The 17,819-nt window shown below is 56.0% G+C and carries 15 protein-coding genes and 1 pseudogene; 4 read left to right on the plus strand and 12 right to left on the minus strand.

The features are described from left to right. Positions 1-50: 50 nt before the first annotated feature. A complete protein-coding gene (gene rsmI / locus QE396_RS19890) occupies positions 51-911 on the plus strand; it encodes a 16S rRNA (cytidine(1402)-2'-O)-methyltransferase (protein ID WP_014171761.1) in 861 nt (286 codons plus the stop codon). Positions 912-947: 36 nt separating this feature from the next. Here the strand turns inward: rsmI and QE396_RS19895 are convergent, their stop codons facing one another. The 11 genes from QE396_RS19895 to kbaZ form a co-directional block, all read right to left on the minus strand. Then, entirely contained in the window at positions 948-2,837 is a 1,890-nt protein-coding gene (locus tag QE396_RS19895) for an enterotoxin (RefSeq protein WP_309952218.1), read from the minus strand. Between the two features lie 16 nt (positions 2,838-2,853). After that, positions 2,854-4,026 (minus strand): MalY/PatB family protein, encoded by a 1,173-nt coding sequence (locus QE396_RS19900; protein ID WP_032670150.1) that lies wholly within the window; start codon positions 4,024-4,026, stop codon positions 2,854-2,856. Between the two features lie 12 nt (positions 4,027-4,038). After that, the gene (gene malX / locus QE396_RS19905) at positions 4,039-5,610 is read right to left on the minus strand and encodes a maltose/glucose-specific PTS transporter subunit IIBC (RefSeq protein ID WP_020883553.1); all 1,572 of its coding nucleotides are present in this window, start codon (positions 5,608-5,610) and stop codon (positions 4,039-4,041) included. A gap of 118 nt (positions 5,611-5,728) precedes the next feature. After that, complete coding sequence (kbaY, locus tag QE396_RS19910) at positions 5,729-6,601, minus strand: tagatose-bisphosphate aldolase subunit KbaY (RefSeq protein WP_020883554.1); 873 nt, start codon at positions 6,599-6,601, stop codon at positions 5,729-5,731. Between the two features lie 12 nt (positions 6,602-6,613). Then, positions 6,614-7,762, minus strand: coding sequence for an SIS domain-containing protein (locus QE396_RS19915; protein ID WP_020883555.1), 1,149 nt, complete (start codon positions 7,760-7,762; stop codon positions 6,614-6,616). Positions 7,763-8,008: 246 nt separating this feature from the next. Next, positions 8,009-9,142, minus strand: a complete 1,134-nt coding sequence (gene nagA, locus QE396_RS19920) for an N-acetylglucosamine-6-phosphate deacetylase (protein ID WP_020883556.1) — start codon at positions 9,140-9,142, stop codon at positions 8,009-8,011. Further along, the gene (agaF, locus tag QE396_RS19925) at positions 9,139-9,573 is read right to left on the minus strand and encodes a PTS galactosamine/N-acetylgalactosamine transporter subunit IIA (RefSeq protein ID WP_020883557.1); all 435 of its coding nucleotides are present in this window, start codon (positions 9,571-9,573) and stop codon (positions 9,139-9,141) included. Before agaF ends, nagA begins: the two co-directional genes overlap by 4 nt. A gap of 15 nt (positions 9,574-9,588) precedes the next feature. Beyond that, positions 9,589-10,467: a PTS N-acetylgalactosamine transporter subunit IID gene (gene agaE / locus QE396_RS19930; protein ID WP_020883558.1), complete on the minus strand. Its 879-nt coding sequence runs from the start codon at positions 10,465-10,467 to the stop codon at positions 9,589-9,591. Next, positions 10,457-11,236 carry a PTS N-acetylgalactosamine transporter subunit IIC gene (gene agaW, locus QE396_RS19935; protein ID WP_020883559.1) on the minus strand — a complete coding sequence of 260 codons (780 nt, stop codon included), beginning with the start codon at positions 11,234-11,236 and terminating at the stop codon, positions 10,457-10,459. Before agaW ends, agaE begins: the two co-directional genes overlap by 11 nt. 10 nt (positions 11,237-11,246) lie before the next feature. Next, positions 11,247-11,720, minus strand: coding sequence for a PTS N-acetylgalactosamine transporter subunit IIB (agaV, locus tag QE396_RS19940; RefSeq protein ID WP_014171751.1), 474 nt, complete (start codon positions 11,718-11,720; stop codon positions 11,247-11,249). Positions 11,721-11,739: 19 nt separating this feature from the next. Then, positions 11,740-13,035, minus strand: a complete 1,296-nt coding sequence (kbaZ, locus tag QE396_RS19945) for a tagatose-bisphosphate aldolase subunit KbaZ (RefSeq protein WP_020883560.1) — start codon at positions 13,033-13,035, stop codon at positions 11,740-11,742. Between the two features lie 251 nt (positions 13,036-13,286). On the opposite strand from kbaZ, the gene QE396_RS19950 reads away from it, so the two are divergent. Continuing rightward, entirely contained in the window at positions 13,287-14,096 is an 810-nt protein-coding gene (locus tag QE396_RS19950; protein ID WP_020883561.1) for a DeoR family transcriptional regulator, read from the plus strand. A gap of 34 nt (positions 14,097-14,130) precedes the next feature. Here QE396_RS19950 and garD read toward each other — a convergent pair whose 3' ends face one another. Continuing rightward, positions 14,131-15,702, minus strand: coding sequence for a galactarate dehydratase (gene garD / locus QE396_RS19955; protein ID WP_014171748.1), 1,572 nt, complete (start codon positions 15,700-15,702; stop codon positions 14,131-14,133). Between the two features lie 407 nt (positions 15,703-16,109). Here garD and garL point away from each other — a divergent pair. Then, positions 16,110-16,881, plus strand: a pseudogene (gene garL / locus QE396_RS19960) (2-dehydro-3-deoxyglucarate aldolase). A gap of 21 nt (positions 16,882-16,902) precedes the next feature. After that, positions 16,903-17,793 (plus strand): 2-hydroxy-3-oxopropionate reductase, encoded by an 891-nt coding sequence (gene garR / locus QE396_RS19965; RefSeq protein ID WP_020883565.1) that lies wholly within the window; start codon positions 16,903-16,905, stop codon positions 17,791-17,793. The last annotated feature ends 26 nt before the right edge of the window (positions 17,794-17,819 follow it).

Consider the following 17,819-nt stretch of genomic DNA (forward strand, 5'->3'; position numbering starts at 1 on the left):
GATTTTTTTTACGCAATGCTCAATATTAAATCGGCAATACGGACGAAACAATGAAACAACACGAAACGGCAGATAATTCTCAAGGCCAGCTCTATATTGTACCTACTCCTATCGGGAATTTATCTGATATTACCCAACGTGCGCTTACCGTATTGCAGGCTGTTGATTTAATTGCCGCTGAAGATACCCGACACACAGGCTTACTGCTCCAGCACTTCGCCATTAGCGCGCGTTTGTTCGCGTTACACGATCACAATGAGCAACAAAAAGCCGAAACGCTGGTGGCGAAGCTGAAAGAGGGGCAGAACATTGCCCTGGTCTCCGATGCGGGTACGCCGCTGATTAACGACCCCGGCTACCATCTGGTGCGTACCTGCCGTGAAGCCGGGATCCGCGTGGTACCACTGCCTGGCCCATGTGCGGCTATCGCGGCGCTGAGCGCTGCGGGCCTGCCTTCCGACCGCTTCTGCTATGAAGGTTTCCTGCCTGCCAAATCCAAAGGCCGCCGCGACGTGTTAAAAGCGCTGGAAGCTGAACCGCGCACCCTGATTTTCTACGAATCTACGCATCGCCTGCTGGAAAGCCTGGAAGATATGGTGACCGTCTGGGGGGAAGCCCGCTACGTGGTGCTGGCACGCGAGCTGACCAAAACCTGGGAAACCATTCACGGCGCACCGGTAGGAGAACTGCTGGCGTGGGTGAAGGAAGACGAAAACCGCCGCAAGGGCGAGATGGTGCTGATTGTCGAAGGACATAAGGCGCAGGAGGACGCATTGCCTGCCGATGCGCTTCGTACACTTGCGCTGCTGCAGGCTGAACTGCCGCTCAAGAAAGCGGCTGCGCTGGCGGCAGAGATCCATGGCGTGAAGAAAAACGCACTGTATAAGTATGCGCTGGAGCAGCAGGGGTAATTTATCGGCCCGGCAATCACGCCGGGCCAGTTTATTTTACTTCGCGGGAATGGCCTCGTACACCAGCGTTTCCAGCGGCTGCAGCGTAATCACCACGGCCTTTTGATACTCTCCTGGTACGCTTGTGTTACTGCCGTACACGGCGTTCAGACTGAACTGCGCCATGCCCCCTGTGGGGATTTCAAAGTCTTTTGCCAAATCCAGATAATAGGTTTGCGGCTTATCTGACGGGTTTCGCAAGCCCAGAATGGCTTTGTCTTTGCTCCAGGAGGCCCAGCCGTAAACTTCAAGCGCCGTCGGGTCGCCACCGATCCAATGCGTATCCACCAGCACGCTGGCGTTATTTCGCGCCCATTTTGCTGCCTGCGCCAGGGTGTCCCATTTCACCTTATTCAGCATTGATGGCGTGATATATAACTCCTGCAGTTGCGTCCCTGTGGCGAAGTAGCTCCAGACCTGATCGGCAAAATCGCTGTCCGTTTGCACCTTCTCCAGTCCGTAATAGGCATTTTCCGCGCTAACTATCCCGTGGTACATCAGCGAGTTCAGCGGGAACAGTGGGCCTTTACGCACAATAGAGCGGTATGTTTCAGCATCGCGGTAGGTCATCCACTGCTGTACCGGCGTGCCGGGGCCGTAAAGGTTGATGTCATCCCCCTGACGCCAGATGGAGTCGGCATAGAACAGCCAGGACGGGCTGGCGTCGGTACCGGTCGTCAGGTTGATAAACAGATTGGGGTTTGCGCTGCGCATGTTATGCAGCAGGGCGATAGACGCATCAAAATCGGATGCGAACTGGCTGCCAGTAATATGCGAGTTGGCGTTGCCCATCCCGTCGAGCTTAAACGAGGTGATATGTTCGTTTTTAATCAGTTTGATGATCTGCTCATTGAAGTTTTTGAAGTAGCGCGGGCCCGAGAGAGCCAGCTTCCCGTCTACCGTTTCGAAGCCGTACTCTTTGGCATGGGAGACGCGAATATCGCGCGGCTTATTATAACCTCCCCACGGTGAGAGCCACAGCCCGACGGAGCTGTGCAGACTGTCCGCTTTTTCCCTGACCTTACCAAAGCCGTGGCTGAAGGCCGGGCCAAACAGCCAGCGTCCGGTACGATCGTCCCAGCCATCGTCCAGCAGGAACGCATCCAGCGCCACGCCGCGTCCGGTGATAAATTCTTTATTCCACTCATCCATCCGCCCCAGCACATCCTGTTCGGTGTAGGGGTTAAAGAAGCCGATATCCATCCAGCTGTTATAGTGCAGATAGGGTTTGTACGCCCGTGGGCGCACGGCGTCGATAAACTGGTTTACGCTACGGCGCAGCTGGCTGGTTTCCGGGAACGTGCCAAAGTAGGTGGTAAAGCTGACCGGTGCGTCAGGCTGAACCGGCGTTTTCAGCTCCACGTTCAGATTGGTCGTCGCTTCATAGGCATACGTATTAACGATTGGCTTATCCGGCAGGATAAAGAACGAATCAGCAATAATGGGCGAGCTGTTGATGGCGCCATCAACGTACGGCGCCTGAGACTGTTTTTTCGTCGGGAAGAAGGTGATTTTCGCCACCTCTCGCGGCTGGCCGACGGCCGCAATGGTGTAATCAATACTGGCGTATTTTCCCTTCACCAGATTCAGCTTCACCGTCACGTTAAAATCCGGACGGGTGAAATCAATGACAATCGCGTTGGCCTGTTTTTCTACATGCTTAATTGTAAAATCTGCGGTGTGAATTTTGGTCTCATCCGGCAGGGTCAGAAAGAACAGCTCCTGCGGCGTAAGCGGATGGTTAGCCGTTTTGTCTTTCACTACCACCGTTGAACTGGCGTCATCAAACGAGAGGGCAATGGAGTCGTTATCGAGTGCGTATTGCGCTGCCGCCGCGCCATGAGAAACACACAAGGCAAGCATCGAGAGTGTGAGCACTTTTTTCATCAGGGTAAGATCCTTATTAGTAATGCTTCAGCATTCGGGTGATGGACTGCTCCAGCCAGTAGCGCTGGGTGCCGAAATTAATGCGCAGGTAGTGTTCGCCGTTTTGGACGTAGTGGCTGCCATCTTCGAGGACGACGCCAGCCTGATGGGCGAAATGTCGGGTCAATTCAGTGGCGCTACGTTCATCTGCGCTGACGTCAACCCAGGCCAGATACGATGATTCCGGGTTCATCATTTTCCAGGCCGGAAAGTGGGTCTGGATGGCCTCTGCCAGATAGCCAGCGTTACGGCGCAGATAACCGTTCAGCGCGTCGAGCCACGGCAAACCATGCTGGTAGGCAAGAATAATTCCCCATATCCCGAATATATTGGGTGAGGTGATGGCGTTCTTCTCAAGCTGGTGGCGAAAGCGCTGGCGCAGGGTGGCATCCGGAATGATGGCGTAGGAGGTTTTCAGCCCGCCAAGGTTGAACGCTTTATTCGGGGAGGTCAGCAGGATCAGATTGTCCTGCGCCGCGCAGCCGGATGCCAGACAGCTGACGAAATGACCGTCCAGAATATGTTCGGCGTGGACCTCATCAGCCACCAGAAGGGTGCCGTAGCGTTGACAGAGGTCTGAAACCTGGCGTATCTCATCGGCGTGCCAGATCCTACCGGAAGGGTTATGCGGCGAGCAGAAGAACCACAGTTTTGGACGGTACGTTCTGAGCTGTTCTTCCACCAGATTAAAATCAAGCTGGTAGCGATTTTCCCTCACGCACAGTGGGTTTGCCAGTATCGCTACCCCCTGACGCTGGGCGGCCATGGCAAACGGATCGTACACCGGTGTGTTCATCATCACCGCGTCGCCAGGTTTACAAAACGCCTGAACCGTATAATGCAGCGTGGAGACAGTACCGTACGTCAGCGTGATCCACGATTCATCGACGTCAACATGATGTCGTTCGCGCTGGAAGGCGATAACCGCATCGTAAAATTCGTCAAAGCACCAGGTGTAGCCGAAGGTGCCATGCTCCACGATGCGCTGGAAACCTTCTGTCACGGCAGGTGGGGAGGTGAAATCCATATCGGCAATCCACAGCGGGATAAAACCTTCAGGCACATCACCAAAGCGCGAGCGGACAAAGGCGTGATCCCATTTTCGACACCGGTCGCTTTTACGCTCAATGATTTCGTCAAAATTAAACACCACAACCCCCTGTTAAATTAAGGCTTCAATGCCGGTTTTTACGCTTTGCACCTGCGGGCCGATGATCACCTGGACGCTGTGGGCATCCAGCACCACAACCGACAATGCACCGGCCTCTTTTAACGCCTGCTGGTCGATCAGACTCATGTCTTTCACCACCAGACGCAGCCGGGTAATGCAATTATCAAGCGACTCGATGTTCTCTTTACCGCCGAGCGCACGCAGGATAAGCCCGTGATCGTATTTCGATTTTCCGCGTGCCCGGGTATTGGCCTCGACGGCCTGCTGTGCACCCTGGGTGTCCACTTCACGGCCCGGCGTTTTAATATCGTGTTTGAGGATGTACCAGCGGAAGACGAAGAAGTAGAGGGCAAACCAGGCAATGCCTACCGGGAATACCAGATACCATTTGGTCGACATTCCTTGCATGACCCCGAAGATAAGCAGATCCAGAATGCCGCCGTCGGTGTTGCCGATGGTCACCCCCAGCAGAGCCATGACCATCAGCGCCAGGCCCGACATCACAATATGGAAGGCGTAAAGGGCAGGGGCGATAAACAAGAACAGGAATTCAATTGGCTCGGAGATCCCGGTGACGACGGAGACCAGCACGCCGGAGAGCAGCAGGCCTTTAATCACCGGGCGGTTTTCCGGGCGGGCCGTGCGATAGATGGCGTATGCCACTGCCGGTAAGCCGAAGATAAAGGTCGGCATAAAGCCCTGCGACAGGAACGCGGTAACGTGCGGGCTGAACGGCAGACCCGCTTTCAGTTCGGCGTAGAAAATGTTCAGCGCCCCGGCGACTTCATGACCATTGACCATTTCAATACCGCCCGCGGGCGTAAAGCGCACCATCGCCAGCAAAATATGGTGCAGGCCAAAGGGTTTGAGCAGTAGTACCCCCACGCCGTAGAGGAACGGGCCGAACACGCTGGTGCTCTGGATAATATGGCCAATCCCGGTAATGCCCAGCGCAACGTACTCCCACAGCAGGGGAATAAACAGCCCCACCAGTGAGAGGGTGAGGGCGGTGATAATCGGCACAAAACGAATGCCGCTAAAGAAGGCGAACGCGTCGTGTAAAACGGTGTCCTGAAAACGCTCGTGCAGGAAAAAGGTAATGACCCCAACCACGATACCGCCCAGCACACCCATCTCCAGGGTTTGAATGCCCAGCACCATCGATTGCCCGACTTGTCTCATGGAGGCGGCATCGGCAAGCTGGTGGGTCGCAATCAGGTAATAATTGATGCTCATGTTCATCAGCATATAGCCAACAAACCCGGCAAAAGCGCCCACTGCTTTGTTGCGTCTGGCCAGCCCCATTGGGATCGCCATGGCAAACATGAGGGGAAGATAGGTAAAGGCGAAGCCGCCGACCATGGCAATAAAGCCAAAGGTGAGCTGAGTTAATTCGCCGCCCAGAAAGGGGAAACTTTTGAGGGTGGAGGGGCTGGTAACAGAACTACCGATACCCAGCAATAACCCCATAAAGGCCAGAAGGGAGACCGGGAACATAAAGGTCTTTCCCAGGCTCTGAAAAAACTCCCACGCTTTCGATTTAAACGACTTTTCCTGTGTCATGTAGGGACTCCTCGGAATTATTTATCGTAATGGAAGGCGCTGTCTGGCTTAAGGACGCGCCTTCATATTTGCGAGGCTTATAGTTATTTTTGAGTTATTGATGTTCTATGCGATGAGATCAGGCTTCCGCCGTGAGCAGCAATCGGTTCGCCGAGCCGCACACGGTGATTTTGCTTCTGACCACGTCTTTCATGGCATCCATGCCAACCCGCATGTAGAAACGCGGATCGTTGCCCTGCGGGTTCTCAGCAAACCAGGCCTTAACGGCGCCAGAGAACGCAATTTTTAGCTCGGTTGCCACGTTCACTTTGCAAACGCCCAGCTCTATGGTGCGGCGAACATCGTCATCCGGCACATCACTCGCCCCGTGCAGCACCAGCGGTACGCTCACCACGTCGCGGATTTCAGCCAGCCGCCGGAAGTCGATTTTCGGCCGTTTGGTATAAAGACCGTGAGCGGTTCCGATGGCCACGGCCAGGCTGTCGACGCCGGTCAGCGCAACGAAGCGTTTCGCTTCCTGCGGGTCGGTCAGAAACGCGCTTTCAGCGTCCACGCTCATGTCATCTTCCACGCCGCCCAGGCGGCCCAGTTCGGCCTCAACGCTGCAATCGTTGAGGTGGCAGAAGTCGACCACTGATTTCACCAGCTTTACGTTTTGCTCAAACGGATAGTGGCTGCCGTCGATCATCGCGCTGCGCACACCCGCGTTAACTTTGCGACGAATGTCGTCGAGCGATTCGTGATGATCGAGGTGCAGCGCCAGCGGCATGTCGTAAGTGGTGGAGTACGCGCTGCACAGGGCGTAGATCTCTTCCAGTGCAATGTGCTTAAAGGTGCCCGGCGTGCCCGCGAGGATCACCGGCGATCGCATTTCACTACACACTTCGAGGATCGCCTGGATCGTCTCCGCGTTATGGATGTTGAACGCCGGTACGGCGTAGCCTTTCGCCTGGGCGTCCAGCAGAAGATATTTTGTCGAAATAATACTCATGATCGGATCCTCTTAAGCCTGCCACGGATGAATAACGACGCCCTGCACGACACGGTTAACCGTGCCGCTGGCGGACGGTGTATCCGGGGTATTGCCCACACGAAGTGACTGAGACAGGGCAAAGACCTGGGCGTACATCAGGAAGCAGAAGGCCTGCTCCATATCGATAAACGTGCGGGCAGGGGGCAGCAGGATATGCGGGCCAGCCTCAACGACCGGATCGGTTTCGGCGGCAATGGCCACCACGCGCATGGCCTGACGATCGCGGCGCAGCTCAGCAAGCAGATCCAGATCGTACTGCCGCGTATAGGGGTGGCTGGAGACAAACACCACCACCAGCGTTTCGCGATCCACCAGCGATTTGGGGCCATGACGGAAACCGGTTGGGGAATCGTAGAACGCCGCCAGCTTGCCTGCCGTCAGCTCCAGCACCTTCAGCGCCGATTCACGAGCGGCTCCCTGCAGACCCCCGCTTCCCAGATAGACGATCCTTTTCCACGGATCGTTGCCAAAGACGCTCTGGCTGAAATCGCCCAGTGACGTGAGGATCGTCTGGCAGCGATCGGCCACATCGCGGAAGGTATGGCTGTTGATCGTCTCCGGGGCGAAGACTGCCAGGCAGCTTGCCATCATGGTGGTAATGCTGCTGGTCATCGCGAACCCGCGATCGTGTGTTTCGGCAGGCATCAGCAGCGCATACGCGTTATCGCTGTTTACCGCAGTCTGATAAAGGCTTCCCGCCTCATTACAGGTGATCGACAGGTGGTAGCACTCCGGCACACACTGGTTTGCCAGTTCAACGGCGGCTACGCTTTCCGGACTATTGCCGGAGCGGGCAAACGACACCAGCAGCAGCGGGTGTGCGGCGTTCAGGTAGTCCATCGGATTCGTGACCAGATCGGTCGTCGGTACGGCGGTAATGTTTTTCCCGGTGTGGCTGGCGAGCCAGGGCGAAATGATGTCGCCGATAAAGGCCGAGGTGCCTGCCCCCGTCAACACGATCCGCAGCTCGTGCTTGCGCAGCAGCGGCGCCAGGAAGTTATCGATCGACGCGCGCAGGTTATCGATATTGTTGAGTGAGCGGATCCAGCTGGCGGGTTGCTGGCGGATCTCTTCTTCGGTCCATGTGCCGGTGGTGGCGGTAGTGTTGGTTTCTGACATAACTCAGTCCTTAGTCGTGTGAATTCCACATCAGACGCTGGCAAACGTGTCGCTATCTTTCGTTTCGTTTCACTTGTTCACTTAAGCAGTTAAATAAAATCTATAGAAAAGAAATCGAAAGTTCAATGGAAGAAAAGAAATAAAACGAAAAGTGTGATCGGCAAAGAAAAGGCAATGATTAAGGAAAGGAAAAGAAAGACCTTGCGATCGCTTGCCGCAAGGCCCAATAACGGGACAATGAAAGGTCTAAAGGGGGAGAGCCAAACCCTGGATCCAGATCTGCTGAAGGTGGAAACCTTCATCCAGCGCAATCATATTGGCACGCTTGCCCGGTTTTAAGGAACCGAGCTGGTGATCAATACCCAGCAATCGGGCAGGGTGCAGCGAGGCCATATGGATCGCATCTGCTGGCGTTATTCCCGCCTGCGCCACCATATTGCGCACGGCGGCATCGAGAGACAGCGTACTGCCTGCAAGCCCACCGGAAGCGGTGCGTACCACCCCACCGTGCATGTTGACCTCGTCGCCACACAGCCTGTAACGTCCGTCGGGCATCCCTGCGGCCTGCATGGCATCGGTAATCAGAACGATCCGCTCTTTGGCGCAGCAGGCGCACAGCCGCAAAGCGCCCGGGTGAACGTGATGCCCGTCGGCAATCAGTTCCATCCATGCCCGCGGGTCCGTCAAACCTGCACCGACCATACCGGGTTCACGATGATGGAGCCCGGTCATGCCGTTATAACAGTGCACCAGCCCATCAGCGCCCGCCTCAAAAGCGGCAAGCGTTTGATCGTACGTCGCGGCGCTGTGGCCGAGCATGACCCGTATCCCACGCTGCTTAAGGTGGCGAATGGCCTGCAACGCACCGGGTTTCTCCGGTGCCAGAGCGACAACCCTGAGGGTGTGTTGCGATACTTCTATCAGCGAGTCCAGTTCGCTGACATCCAGCTCACGAAACAGCGCTGGCGGATGTGCTCCTTTGTTCTGTGGCGTAAAGTAGGGACCTTCAAGATAGCTGCCCAGTATCTGCGCGCCAGGACCCCCGGACATACAGCGCCGGGCGATGCGTGCGAGCGCCCGGTGGACAGTCTCCAGCGGTGCGGTGACGGTCGTCGGTAAAAAAGCCCCTGTGCCTTCACGCGCTTTATGCATCGCCAGCGTGTCCAGCACCTCTGGGGCATCATCCATCACGTCCACACCCGCGCCACCGTGAACGTGGGTATCGATATACGCCGGGCAAAGCTGGTCGGCATCCCGGGCATGCACGCCAGCTGGGATCGGCTCGATGGCGGTGATAATTCCGCTCTCCATGCGTAGCTGGTGATCGTCCAGCCAGCCCCGCTCGGTCAGCAGCCGACGCGCGCGCAGTACCTGGCTCATATCCCTTCCTCAGCGGGGGCTTCCTCACGACAGCGCCCCAGCTCATCCACCAGGCTGGTCAGGCCGCGATGCCCGCATTCCAGGGCCTGCAGACGAAAGGCTTCGCTGCTTAACCCGTCGCGCTCCAGCACCATCTCAAGCAACAGCTGCAGGTTTGTACCGGTAATCACTTCGCTGCCGGGTCTTTTCATGGCGAGTGTTGATGCCACCCGGAACGGCGTCCCCCCGAGCAGATCGGTGAGAAACACAATATCGTGCTGCCCGTCCAGTTCACTGACTGCCTGTTCAAGCTGCGCGGTCAGCCGCGCGGTGGTGGAGCTTTCAGGAAAATCGATGGCGATAAACTGCGGCTGCTCGCCGAGGATTTGTTTCATCGCCTGTTCAAGCCCGCTGGCAAACCCGCCGTGACCCGTCAAAATAATGCCTAACATTGCGACCTCTTTGCTTTACAGGAAGTGACAGAACTTACCGACAACCCCCAGCACAACGGTGATACCGATCAGGCGCAGTGGGGTCCAGCCGCGACGAACCAGCCAGAACATGGTCAGGGTATAGACCAGCGGCAGGAAAGCGGGCATCAGTTTGTCGATAACATCGGCTTGCAGCTTGACCACCGCATCCCCGGCCTTGATTTCAAGCGTGGTGTTGAGACGTACGTAGGTTGCCACCAGCGCGCCAATGACCGTCATCCCCACGATGGAAGCCGCGTGGCCGACCTTTTTGGTATTGGCTTTAATCAGCGGGATGGCTGCCACACCCATCCGGTAGGCGTAATGTGCCAGGCCAAAACGCAGGCCAAGATGCACTACGTTAAACAGCACAATAAAGACCACCGCACCCAGTATGGAGCCTTGCAGGGCAAGGCTTGCGCCGATCCCGCCGCAAATTGGCAATAGCGTAAGCCAGAACATGGCATCGCCAATGCCGCCAAGCGGTGCCCCCACGGCGATCTTGGTGCTCTGGATACTGTTGACATCCTGCTTGGAGCGCTCCATCGCCAGGATGATGCCAATGACAAATGTCACCAGAAATGGATGCGTATTGAAGAAGCCCATATGGCCTTTCATGGCGCGGGCCAGATCCCGCTTGTTGGTATGGATCTTTTTCAGCGCGGGCAGCAGGCCATACAGCCAGCCGGAAGCCTGCATACGTTCATAGTTAAACGAGGCCTGCAGCAGCATCGAACGCCAGGCGACACGGTTAATATCCTTTTTCGTCAGCTCGGCACCAATATGTTGATCTTCATAGACGTTTTCATTCACGCCCGTGAGCAGCGTCTCTTCGTGTTCAGAAACGCCAGGCAGCGTAGTTTGATTAGATGCCATCTTCGAATTCCTCTTTCTGGGCTGCAGGTGTCGCCGGTTCAGGCGATTTACGCATCAGGTCAATCAGCGCCATTGCCAGCGCGGCCGCGGCAATCGCCAGCACCGGCAGTTTCAACCAGGCTGCGGCAACAAAGCCGATGATAAAGTAAGGGATATAGACGTTTTTCATCATGATTTTCAGCAGTACGGCGAAGCCAATCGCGGGCATGATGCCGCCGGCGACGCCGAGGCCATCAATCAGACGTTCCGGCAGCACATCAATGGCGGTTTTCGCGTGTTCAGCGCCAAAGTAGATCGGCAGGAAGGCACACAGAAAATAGAAGATACCGAGCGCCAGCAGTGCCAGATAGTTGACCCTTTCGATGCCGTTCGTGTCCGCATTGGCTGCCATGCGGTCACAGCGGGACATCACTCCGGACATGACGGAGAACAGGAAAGTGATCCCCATCTGTACCGCAACCGCAAACGGGACGGCGACCCCAACGGCGACATCCGGCTTCACACCGGTGCTGATCGCAAACGTGGTGCCGACAATCGTGCCGATAATGACGTTTGGCGGTTGCGCGCCGGCCAGCGGAGCCAGCCCCATCCAAACCAGCTCCAGCGTACCGCCCGTTAAAATACCGGTGTGCAGATCGCCCAGAATGAGGCCAACCAGCGGCCCGAGCACCACCGGGCGGTGCATGTGTGTTAACCCGTTAAACATATCCAGGCCCGCGATAAAGGCGAGAATGCCCAGCGCGAATGCCTGCAAGAGACTAATTTCCATTGTGAATCCCTCAGAGCAGTTTAAAGAGATCCAAAGCAGTCTCAGTCGGAACACCCTGAACGAAGCATTCCACTCCGGCGGCTTTCAGGCCGTTAAATGCGGCAATATCGTTCGCATCGACAGAGACCGTTTTGGCAATTTGTTTTTTGCCACTGGCGTAATGCAGGTTTCCTACGTTGATACGGGTGATGGGCACGCCGCCTTCGACCAGCGTCAGAAAATCCGCGGGTGATTTGCAGACCAGCAGAATTTTCTGGCGCTCGGCAGCGCGATGAATGTTGTCGATCACTTTTTGCAGCGACCAGAAACGCACGGCGATCCCTTCTGCGAGCACCATCTCCATCAGGTTTTGTTGAACCGGATCCTCAGCGACTTCATCATTAGCGACCAGCACCAGGTTGGCCCCCGCAAACCCAACCCATTGCACACCTACCTGACCGTGGATCAGGCGTTCATCGATGCGGCATAAGACAATGTTTGGCATAGCGCTTTCCTCTTTTTAATTATGCGTTTTGAGTCGTTACGCCTTCGCAGGCGGCATGGTACTGCTGGAGTATGTCCTGAATGTGGTCGAGGATGAGGTCCCGTGGTGTCGACTTGAGAGCACCCTCGCGAACTTTGCTGTACTGCAACGGCAGGTACTGGCTGATCAGCGGCAGCGGGATCGGTTCGTCTGCCAGGTTGCGTACCAGTCGCGCAAAGGCTTCGTCAATCTGGCTGTCCGGCCAGTAATAGCGCACCCGATCGGAGTAGCTATATCCGCGTGCCAGGCGTCGCGCATTGCCATCACCGTGATAATGGCTTTGCCAGTATTCGGGGCGATCGAGCATCACGTTTTCCAGGACATGACGCAGGCCCGAACAGGCTTTTGCAGGCAGCAACTCTTCTTCAATGGCGGCCAGCGAGAACAACGCTTCACGCAGGGCAAAGGTCAGTGCCGGGCCAACTTTGAGGATGGCGAAGTGATCTTTCACCAGCTGGCGCAGCGCCTGCGGTGTCTGGTAGTCGGTAGAGTGCGCTTCAAATATCAGCGTGTCGTAAGCTTCAACCATATGGCTCAGGGCGACGGCGTTTTGCGGTTGATAGTCACACACATGTGCGTGGTCAAACTCAACGCCAGGCTGAACCACCAGGCCAATAATGCGTGGCCAGATGTCGCTTAACCCTTCTTTCTCGAACGCGTGGCGGTGAGCTTCAAGGGTGGCACGCGCGGCTTCAGGGGTCGTGACGGCAAGCTCGGTGAGCGTTTCATGCGCGCCGCCCGGAACCGGCACTTCCGTACCGATGACATAGACCAGGTCAGCGACATCAGCGTGCGCCAGGCTGGTTTTCTCCGCAATTTTCGCCAGGCGTGCCGCGCGTTCGGCAACGATGGCGTCGGTTAACGGAACCGGATCGTCTTCACAGGACATGCTGCAGTCGAGGTGGATCTTTTTAAACCCGGCAGCGACATAGCTTCTGATCAGATCTTCGGCATTCGCCATCGCCTGCCGGGCAGGCAGGTTTTGCCAGCGGTTTGGCCCTAAATGATCGCCGCCGAGGATCAGTTGCGATGTCGGGAAACCAAGGGATTCCGCGAGCTTACAGACGAACCCGTGAAAATCGGCGGGCGTCATACCGGTGTAACCGCCAAATTGATCCACCTGATTAGAGGTGGCTTCAATCAGCAGCGGCGTGTGATGCAGTTGGGCGTAACGAATTGCGGCTTCAAGTACCAGTGGATGTGCGGAACAAACGGCATAAATCCCGTTCGCATTCCCCCGTTTATGTTGTTCCACCATTTCTGTCAGATGTTTCACTTTCCTCTCCATTTCGGATGGTGATGGTTTTCATCTTTCGTTTTGTTTCATTTAATCCTGCATCATGGTGGTATAAAAATAAAACGAAAGATAATAGTTTTCCGATCTGTTTCACAAAAGAAACATAATGAAAGGTTTCAGCGACGAGAGAGTGCGCTGACTGGAAGCAGGCAGGGCTTGCATTCCCATAAAAGAAAGGCGTTAATAGACAAAACGAAATGAAACGAAAGACCATTTATTAAGGAGCTCGCATGAGCAGCACCGATTCATCCGCGGAGAAGCGCGTCACCGGCACCAGTGAAAGGCGAGAGCAGATCATTCAGCGGTTGCGGGCACAGGGAAGCGTGCAGGTTAACGATCTTTCTCATTTATATGGCGTTTCCACGGTGACGATCCGTAACGACCTGGCGTTTCTTGAGAAGCAGGGCATTGCCGTTCGTGCTTATGGCGGAGCGCTGATTTGTGAAGGCAATGCGCCTGGCACTGAACCCTCCGTGGAGGACAAAAGTTCGCTCAATACTGCAGTTAAGCGCAGTATCGCGCAGGCGGCCGCCGCGCTGGTGAAGCCGGGTCATCGCATCATTCTGGATTCCGGAACCACGACGTTTGAAATCGCCCGTATGCTGCGTCAGCACACGGATGTGATTGCCATGACCAACGGAATGAACGTGGCGAATGCATTACTGGAAGCGGAAGGGGTGGAGCTGCTGATGACCGGTGGGCACTTGCGCCGCCAGTCGCAATCCTTTTACGGCGACCAGGCAGAGCAGTCCTTACAGAATTACCACTTTGATCTGCTTTTTCTGGGGGTCGATGCCATCGACCTCGATCGCGGCGTCAGTACCCACAATGAAGATGAAGCCCGACTGAACCGGCGGATGTGCGAGGTGGCAGAGCGTATTATCGTGGTCACTGACTCCAGCAAATTTAACCGTTCGAGCCTGCATAAAATCATCGATACCCAGAGAATCGATATGATTATAGTCGATGAAGGGATTCCGCCTGAGAGCCTGGAAGGGCTGCGTAAGAGCGGAATAGATGTGGTGTTGGTGAAGGGATAAGTTGCCCCCTCTCTTCGGGAGAGGGGGAGAACGGTCACGTCACCGGTGCCGGGTTAAACACCGCCAGCTGGTTATGTAATCCCCATTGATCGGAGAACGTCTTCTTACGGCCGCTTGCCACGTCCAGAATGAAGTGGAACAGCTTCCAGCCGACATCCTCAATACTCTCTTCGCCAGTGGCAATGGTGCCCGCGTTGATGTCCATTAGATCATACCAGCGGTTTGCCAGCTCGGTACGGGTGGCCATTTTAATCACCGGTACCGCCATCAGCCCGTACGGCGTGCCGCGCCCGGTGGTAAAGACCTGTACCGTAATGCCGGATGCCACCTGCTGTGTGCCACAGACGAAGTCGCTGGCAGGGGTCGCGGCGTAAATCAGGCCGCGTCTGGTGGGGCGCTGGCCCGGGGAGAGCACTTCAACAATGGCGCTCTGGCCGGATTTGGCAATCGAGCCGAGGGCTTTTTCCACCACGTTCGCCAGACCGCCCTTTTTATTGCCCGGAGAGGGGTTGGCGCTGCGATCGGTTTGTCCCATGTCGAGATAGTTATCGTACCAGGCCATCTCCTCAAGCAGGCGTTTGCCCACCTCTTCATTGATGGCGCGTGGGGTGAGCAAATGGATGGCATCACGCACTTCGGTCACTTCGGAGAACATCACCGTGGCGCCACAGCGGACAAACAGATCCGAGGCATAGCCCACCGCCGGGTTCGCCGTGACGCCTGAAAACGCATCGCTGCCGCCGCACTGGGTGCCTATCACTAGCTCTGACGCCGGGCAGGTCTCGCGCTGGCGCTGGTTCAGTTTTTCCAGATGGCGCTCCGCCACCTGAAGGATATCGTCAACCATTGAACGGAATCCGACGTGATGCGCATCCTGTAAACGAACTATGCTGGCCTCGTCGACCGGAATGGCATTCACATCTTCGGTGCCCTGCAGCAGACGCTCTGGCTGCAGCTTTTCGCAACCGAGACCAATGACCATCACTTCGCCACCGAAATTCGGGTTCAGCGCGATGTTATGGATGGTACGAATCGGTACCACGGCCGCCGGAGCATTGATGGCCACGCCGCAGCCGTACAGATGGTTCAGACCTACCACGCCGTCGACATTCGGGTATTTCGGCAGCAGGTCGCGCTCAATGATTTTCACCACGTAATCCACCACGCCTGCCACACAGTGCACGCTGGTGGTGATACCGAGCAGATTCTTGGTGCCTACGCTGCCGTCCGCATTCCTGTACCCTTCGAATGTGTACCCTTCCAGTGGGGGCAGTGGCTCAGGAACCCGGGTGGCCAGGGGGAGCGTGTTCAGCGGCGGCGCTTCGGGTAGCTCAACCAGCGACTCCTCAATCCAGCTCCCCTGAGGAATAGCGCGAACCGCATACCCGATAACTTCGCCATACCGCACGATTTCACCGTGGGCCGGGATATCCACCAGAGCGACTTTATGCCCCTGCGGAATATGTTCAGTCAGCTCCAGCCCATCCGGGAAACGGGTACCCGCTTTTAGACCGTTGTCGTTAACAATTATCGCCACATTATCCGTGTCGTGAACTTTGATATAGAACGCCGTCGGCGACGCTTGTCGAATTTCAATGTCGGCCATTGTTCAATATTCTCCAGCAAAATGTCTGATAGTAAATGCAGCCAGGGGATGTTTATTTTCTTATCGCAGAAATAAAGACGCGGCTTGAGTCAATAAAGAATGTCAGGAGACGAGATATCAAAATGTGATCCCGATCGCTCCTTAAAACCGGCGCAGATGCCACCCGGCCAGCAATGCCTGATTCTGTGCATCAGCGCCCATCACGTTGTGCATATGCTCAAAATATTATCAAAACACGCCGCAATGCTTGAGCATTAAAACAATGTGCTGTCATGACGTGAGGATTATACTGAATGACGATTTTATAACGCCTAAATTAAGTCAGGAAATAAATATAACGCTGACGCTGCGTCTGAAAATATAAATATGAACCTGAATAAGACTGCGGAATTAAAAAGGTAAACGTGATGAATAATGATATCTTCCCGAATAAGTTTAAAGCGGCCCTCGCGGCGCACCAGATCCAGATTGGCTGCTGGTCCGCGCTGGCAAGCCCCATCAGCACCGAAGTCCTGGGCCTGGCCGGTTTCGACTGGCTGGTGCTGGACGGCGAACATGCGCCGAACGATATCAGCACCTTTATTCCGCAGTTAATGGCGCTCAAAGGGAGCCATAGCGCGCCGGTGGTTCGCGTCCCGACCAACGAGCCGGTAATCATCAAACGTCTGCTGGATATTGGGTTCTACAACTTCCTGATCCCGTTTGTGGAAACGGAAGAGGAGGCGGTGCAGGCCGTGGCGTCAACACGTTATCCGCCGGAAGGGATCCGCGGGGTCTCCGTTTCCCATCGTGCCAACATGTTTGGCACCGTCCCGGACTACTTCACACAGTCCAACAGCAACATCACCATCCTGGTACAGATTGAGAGCCAGCAGGGGGTCGATAACGTCGACGCTATCGCTGCCACCGACGGTGTGGATGGCATCTTCGTTGGCCCAAGCGATCTTGCTGCGGCATTCGGCCATCTGGGCAATGCGAGTCATCCGGAGGGTGCAGCGCGCTATTCAGCACATCTTTGCCCGTGCCAACACGCACGGCAAACCGTGCGGCATTCTGGCGCCGGTTGAGGCTGATGCCCGCCGCTATCTGGAGTGGGGCGCGACCTTCGTTGCCGTCGGTAGCGACCTCGGCGTATTCCGCTCGGCCACGCAGAAGTTAGCGGACGCCTTTAAAAAATAACCATCATTGAGGAAACGAATTATGACGCTGAAAGTGGGTTTTATTGGCCTTGGGATCATGGGTAAACCCATGAGTAAAAACCTCATCAAAGCAGGTTACTCCCTGGTGGTTGCAGACCATAATCCGCAAGCCGTGGCCGAGGTGATTGCCGCTGGTGCAGAAACCGCAGCAAACGCCAAAGCGATTGCTGAGCAGTGTGATGTCATTATCACCATGCTGCCAAACTCCCCGCATGTGAAAGAGGTGGCCCTGGGGGAGAACGGCATCATTGACGGTGCCAAACCCGGCCTGGTGGTAATTGACATGAGTTCTATCGCGCCGCTGGCAAGCCGTGAAATCAGTGAGGCGCTAAACGCGAAGGGCGTCGATATGCTGGATGCCCCGGTCAGCGGCGGAGAGCCCAAAGCCATCGACGGCACCCTGTCGGTGATGGTTGGCGGCGACAAAGCTGTTTTCGACAAATACTACGACCTGATGAAAGCCATGGCGGGATCCGTGGTGCATACCGGCGATATCGGGGCGGGTAACGTCACCAAGCTGGCAAACCAGGTGATTGTGGCGCTGAACATTGCCGCAATGTCGGAAGCGCTGACGCTGGCCACCAAAGCGGGCGTTAACCCTGATCTGGTGTATCAGGCGATCCGTGGCGGCCTGGCGGGCAGCACCGTGCTGGATGCCAAAGCGCCCATGGTGATGGATCGTAACTTCAAGCCCGGTTTCAGAATCGACCTGCACATTAAAGATCTGGCGAATGCCCTGGATACCTCCCACGGCGTGGGCGCGCAGCTGCCGCTGACCGCCGCCGTCATGGAGATGATGCAGGCCCTGCGAGCGGATGGTCTGGGCACTGCCGACCACAGCGCGATTGCGTGCTACTACGAAAAACTGGCGAAGGTGGAAGTCTCTCGCTAATAAAAACGGACGCGGGAACGCGTCCG

Origin of the sequence: Enterobacter sp. SORGH_AS_0287 (assembly GCF_031453695.1) — a bacterium.
GTDB classification, from domain to species: domain Bacteria; phylum Pseudomonadota; class Gammaproteobacteria; order Enterobacterales; family Enterobacteriaceae; genus Enterobacter; species Enterobacter ludwigii.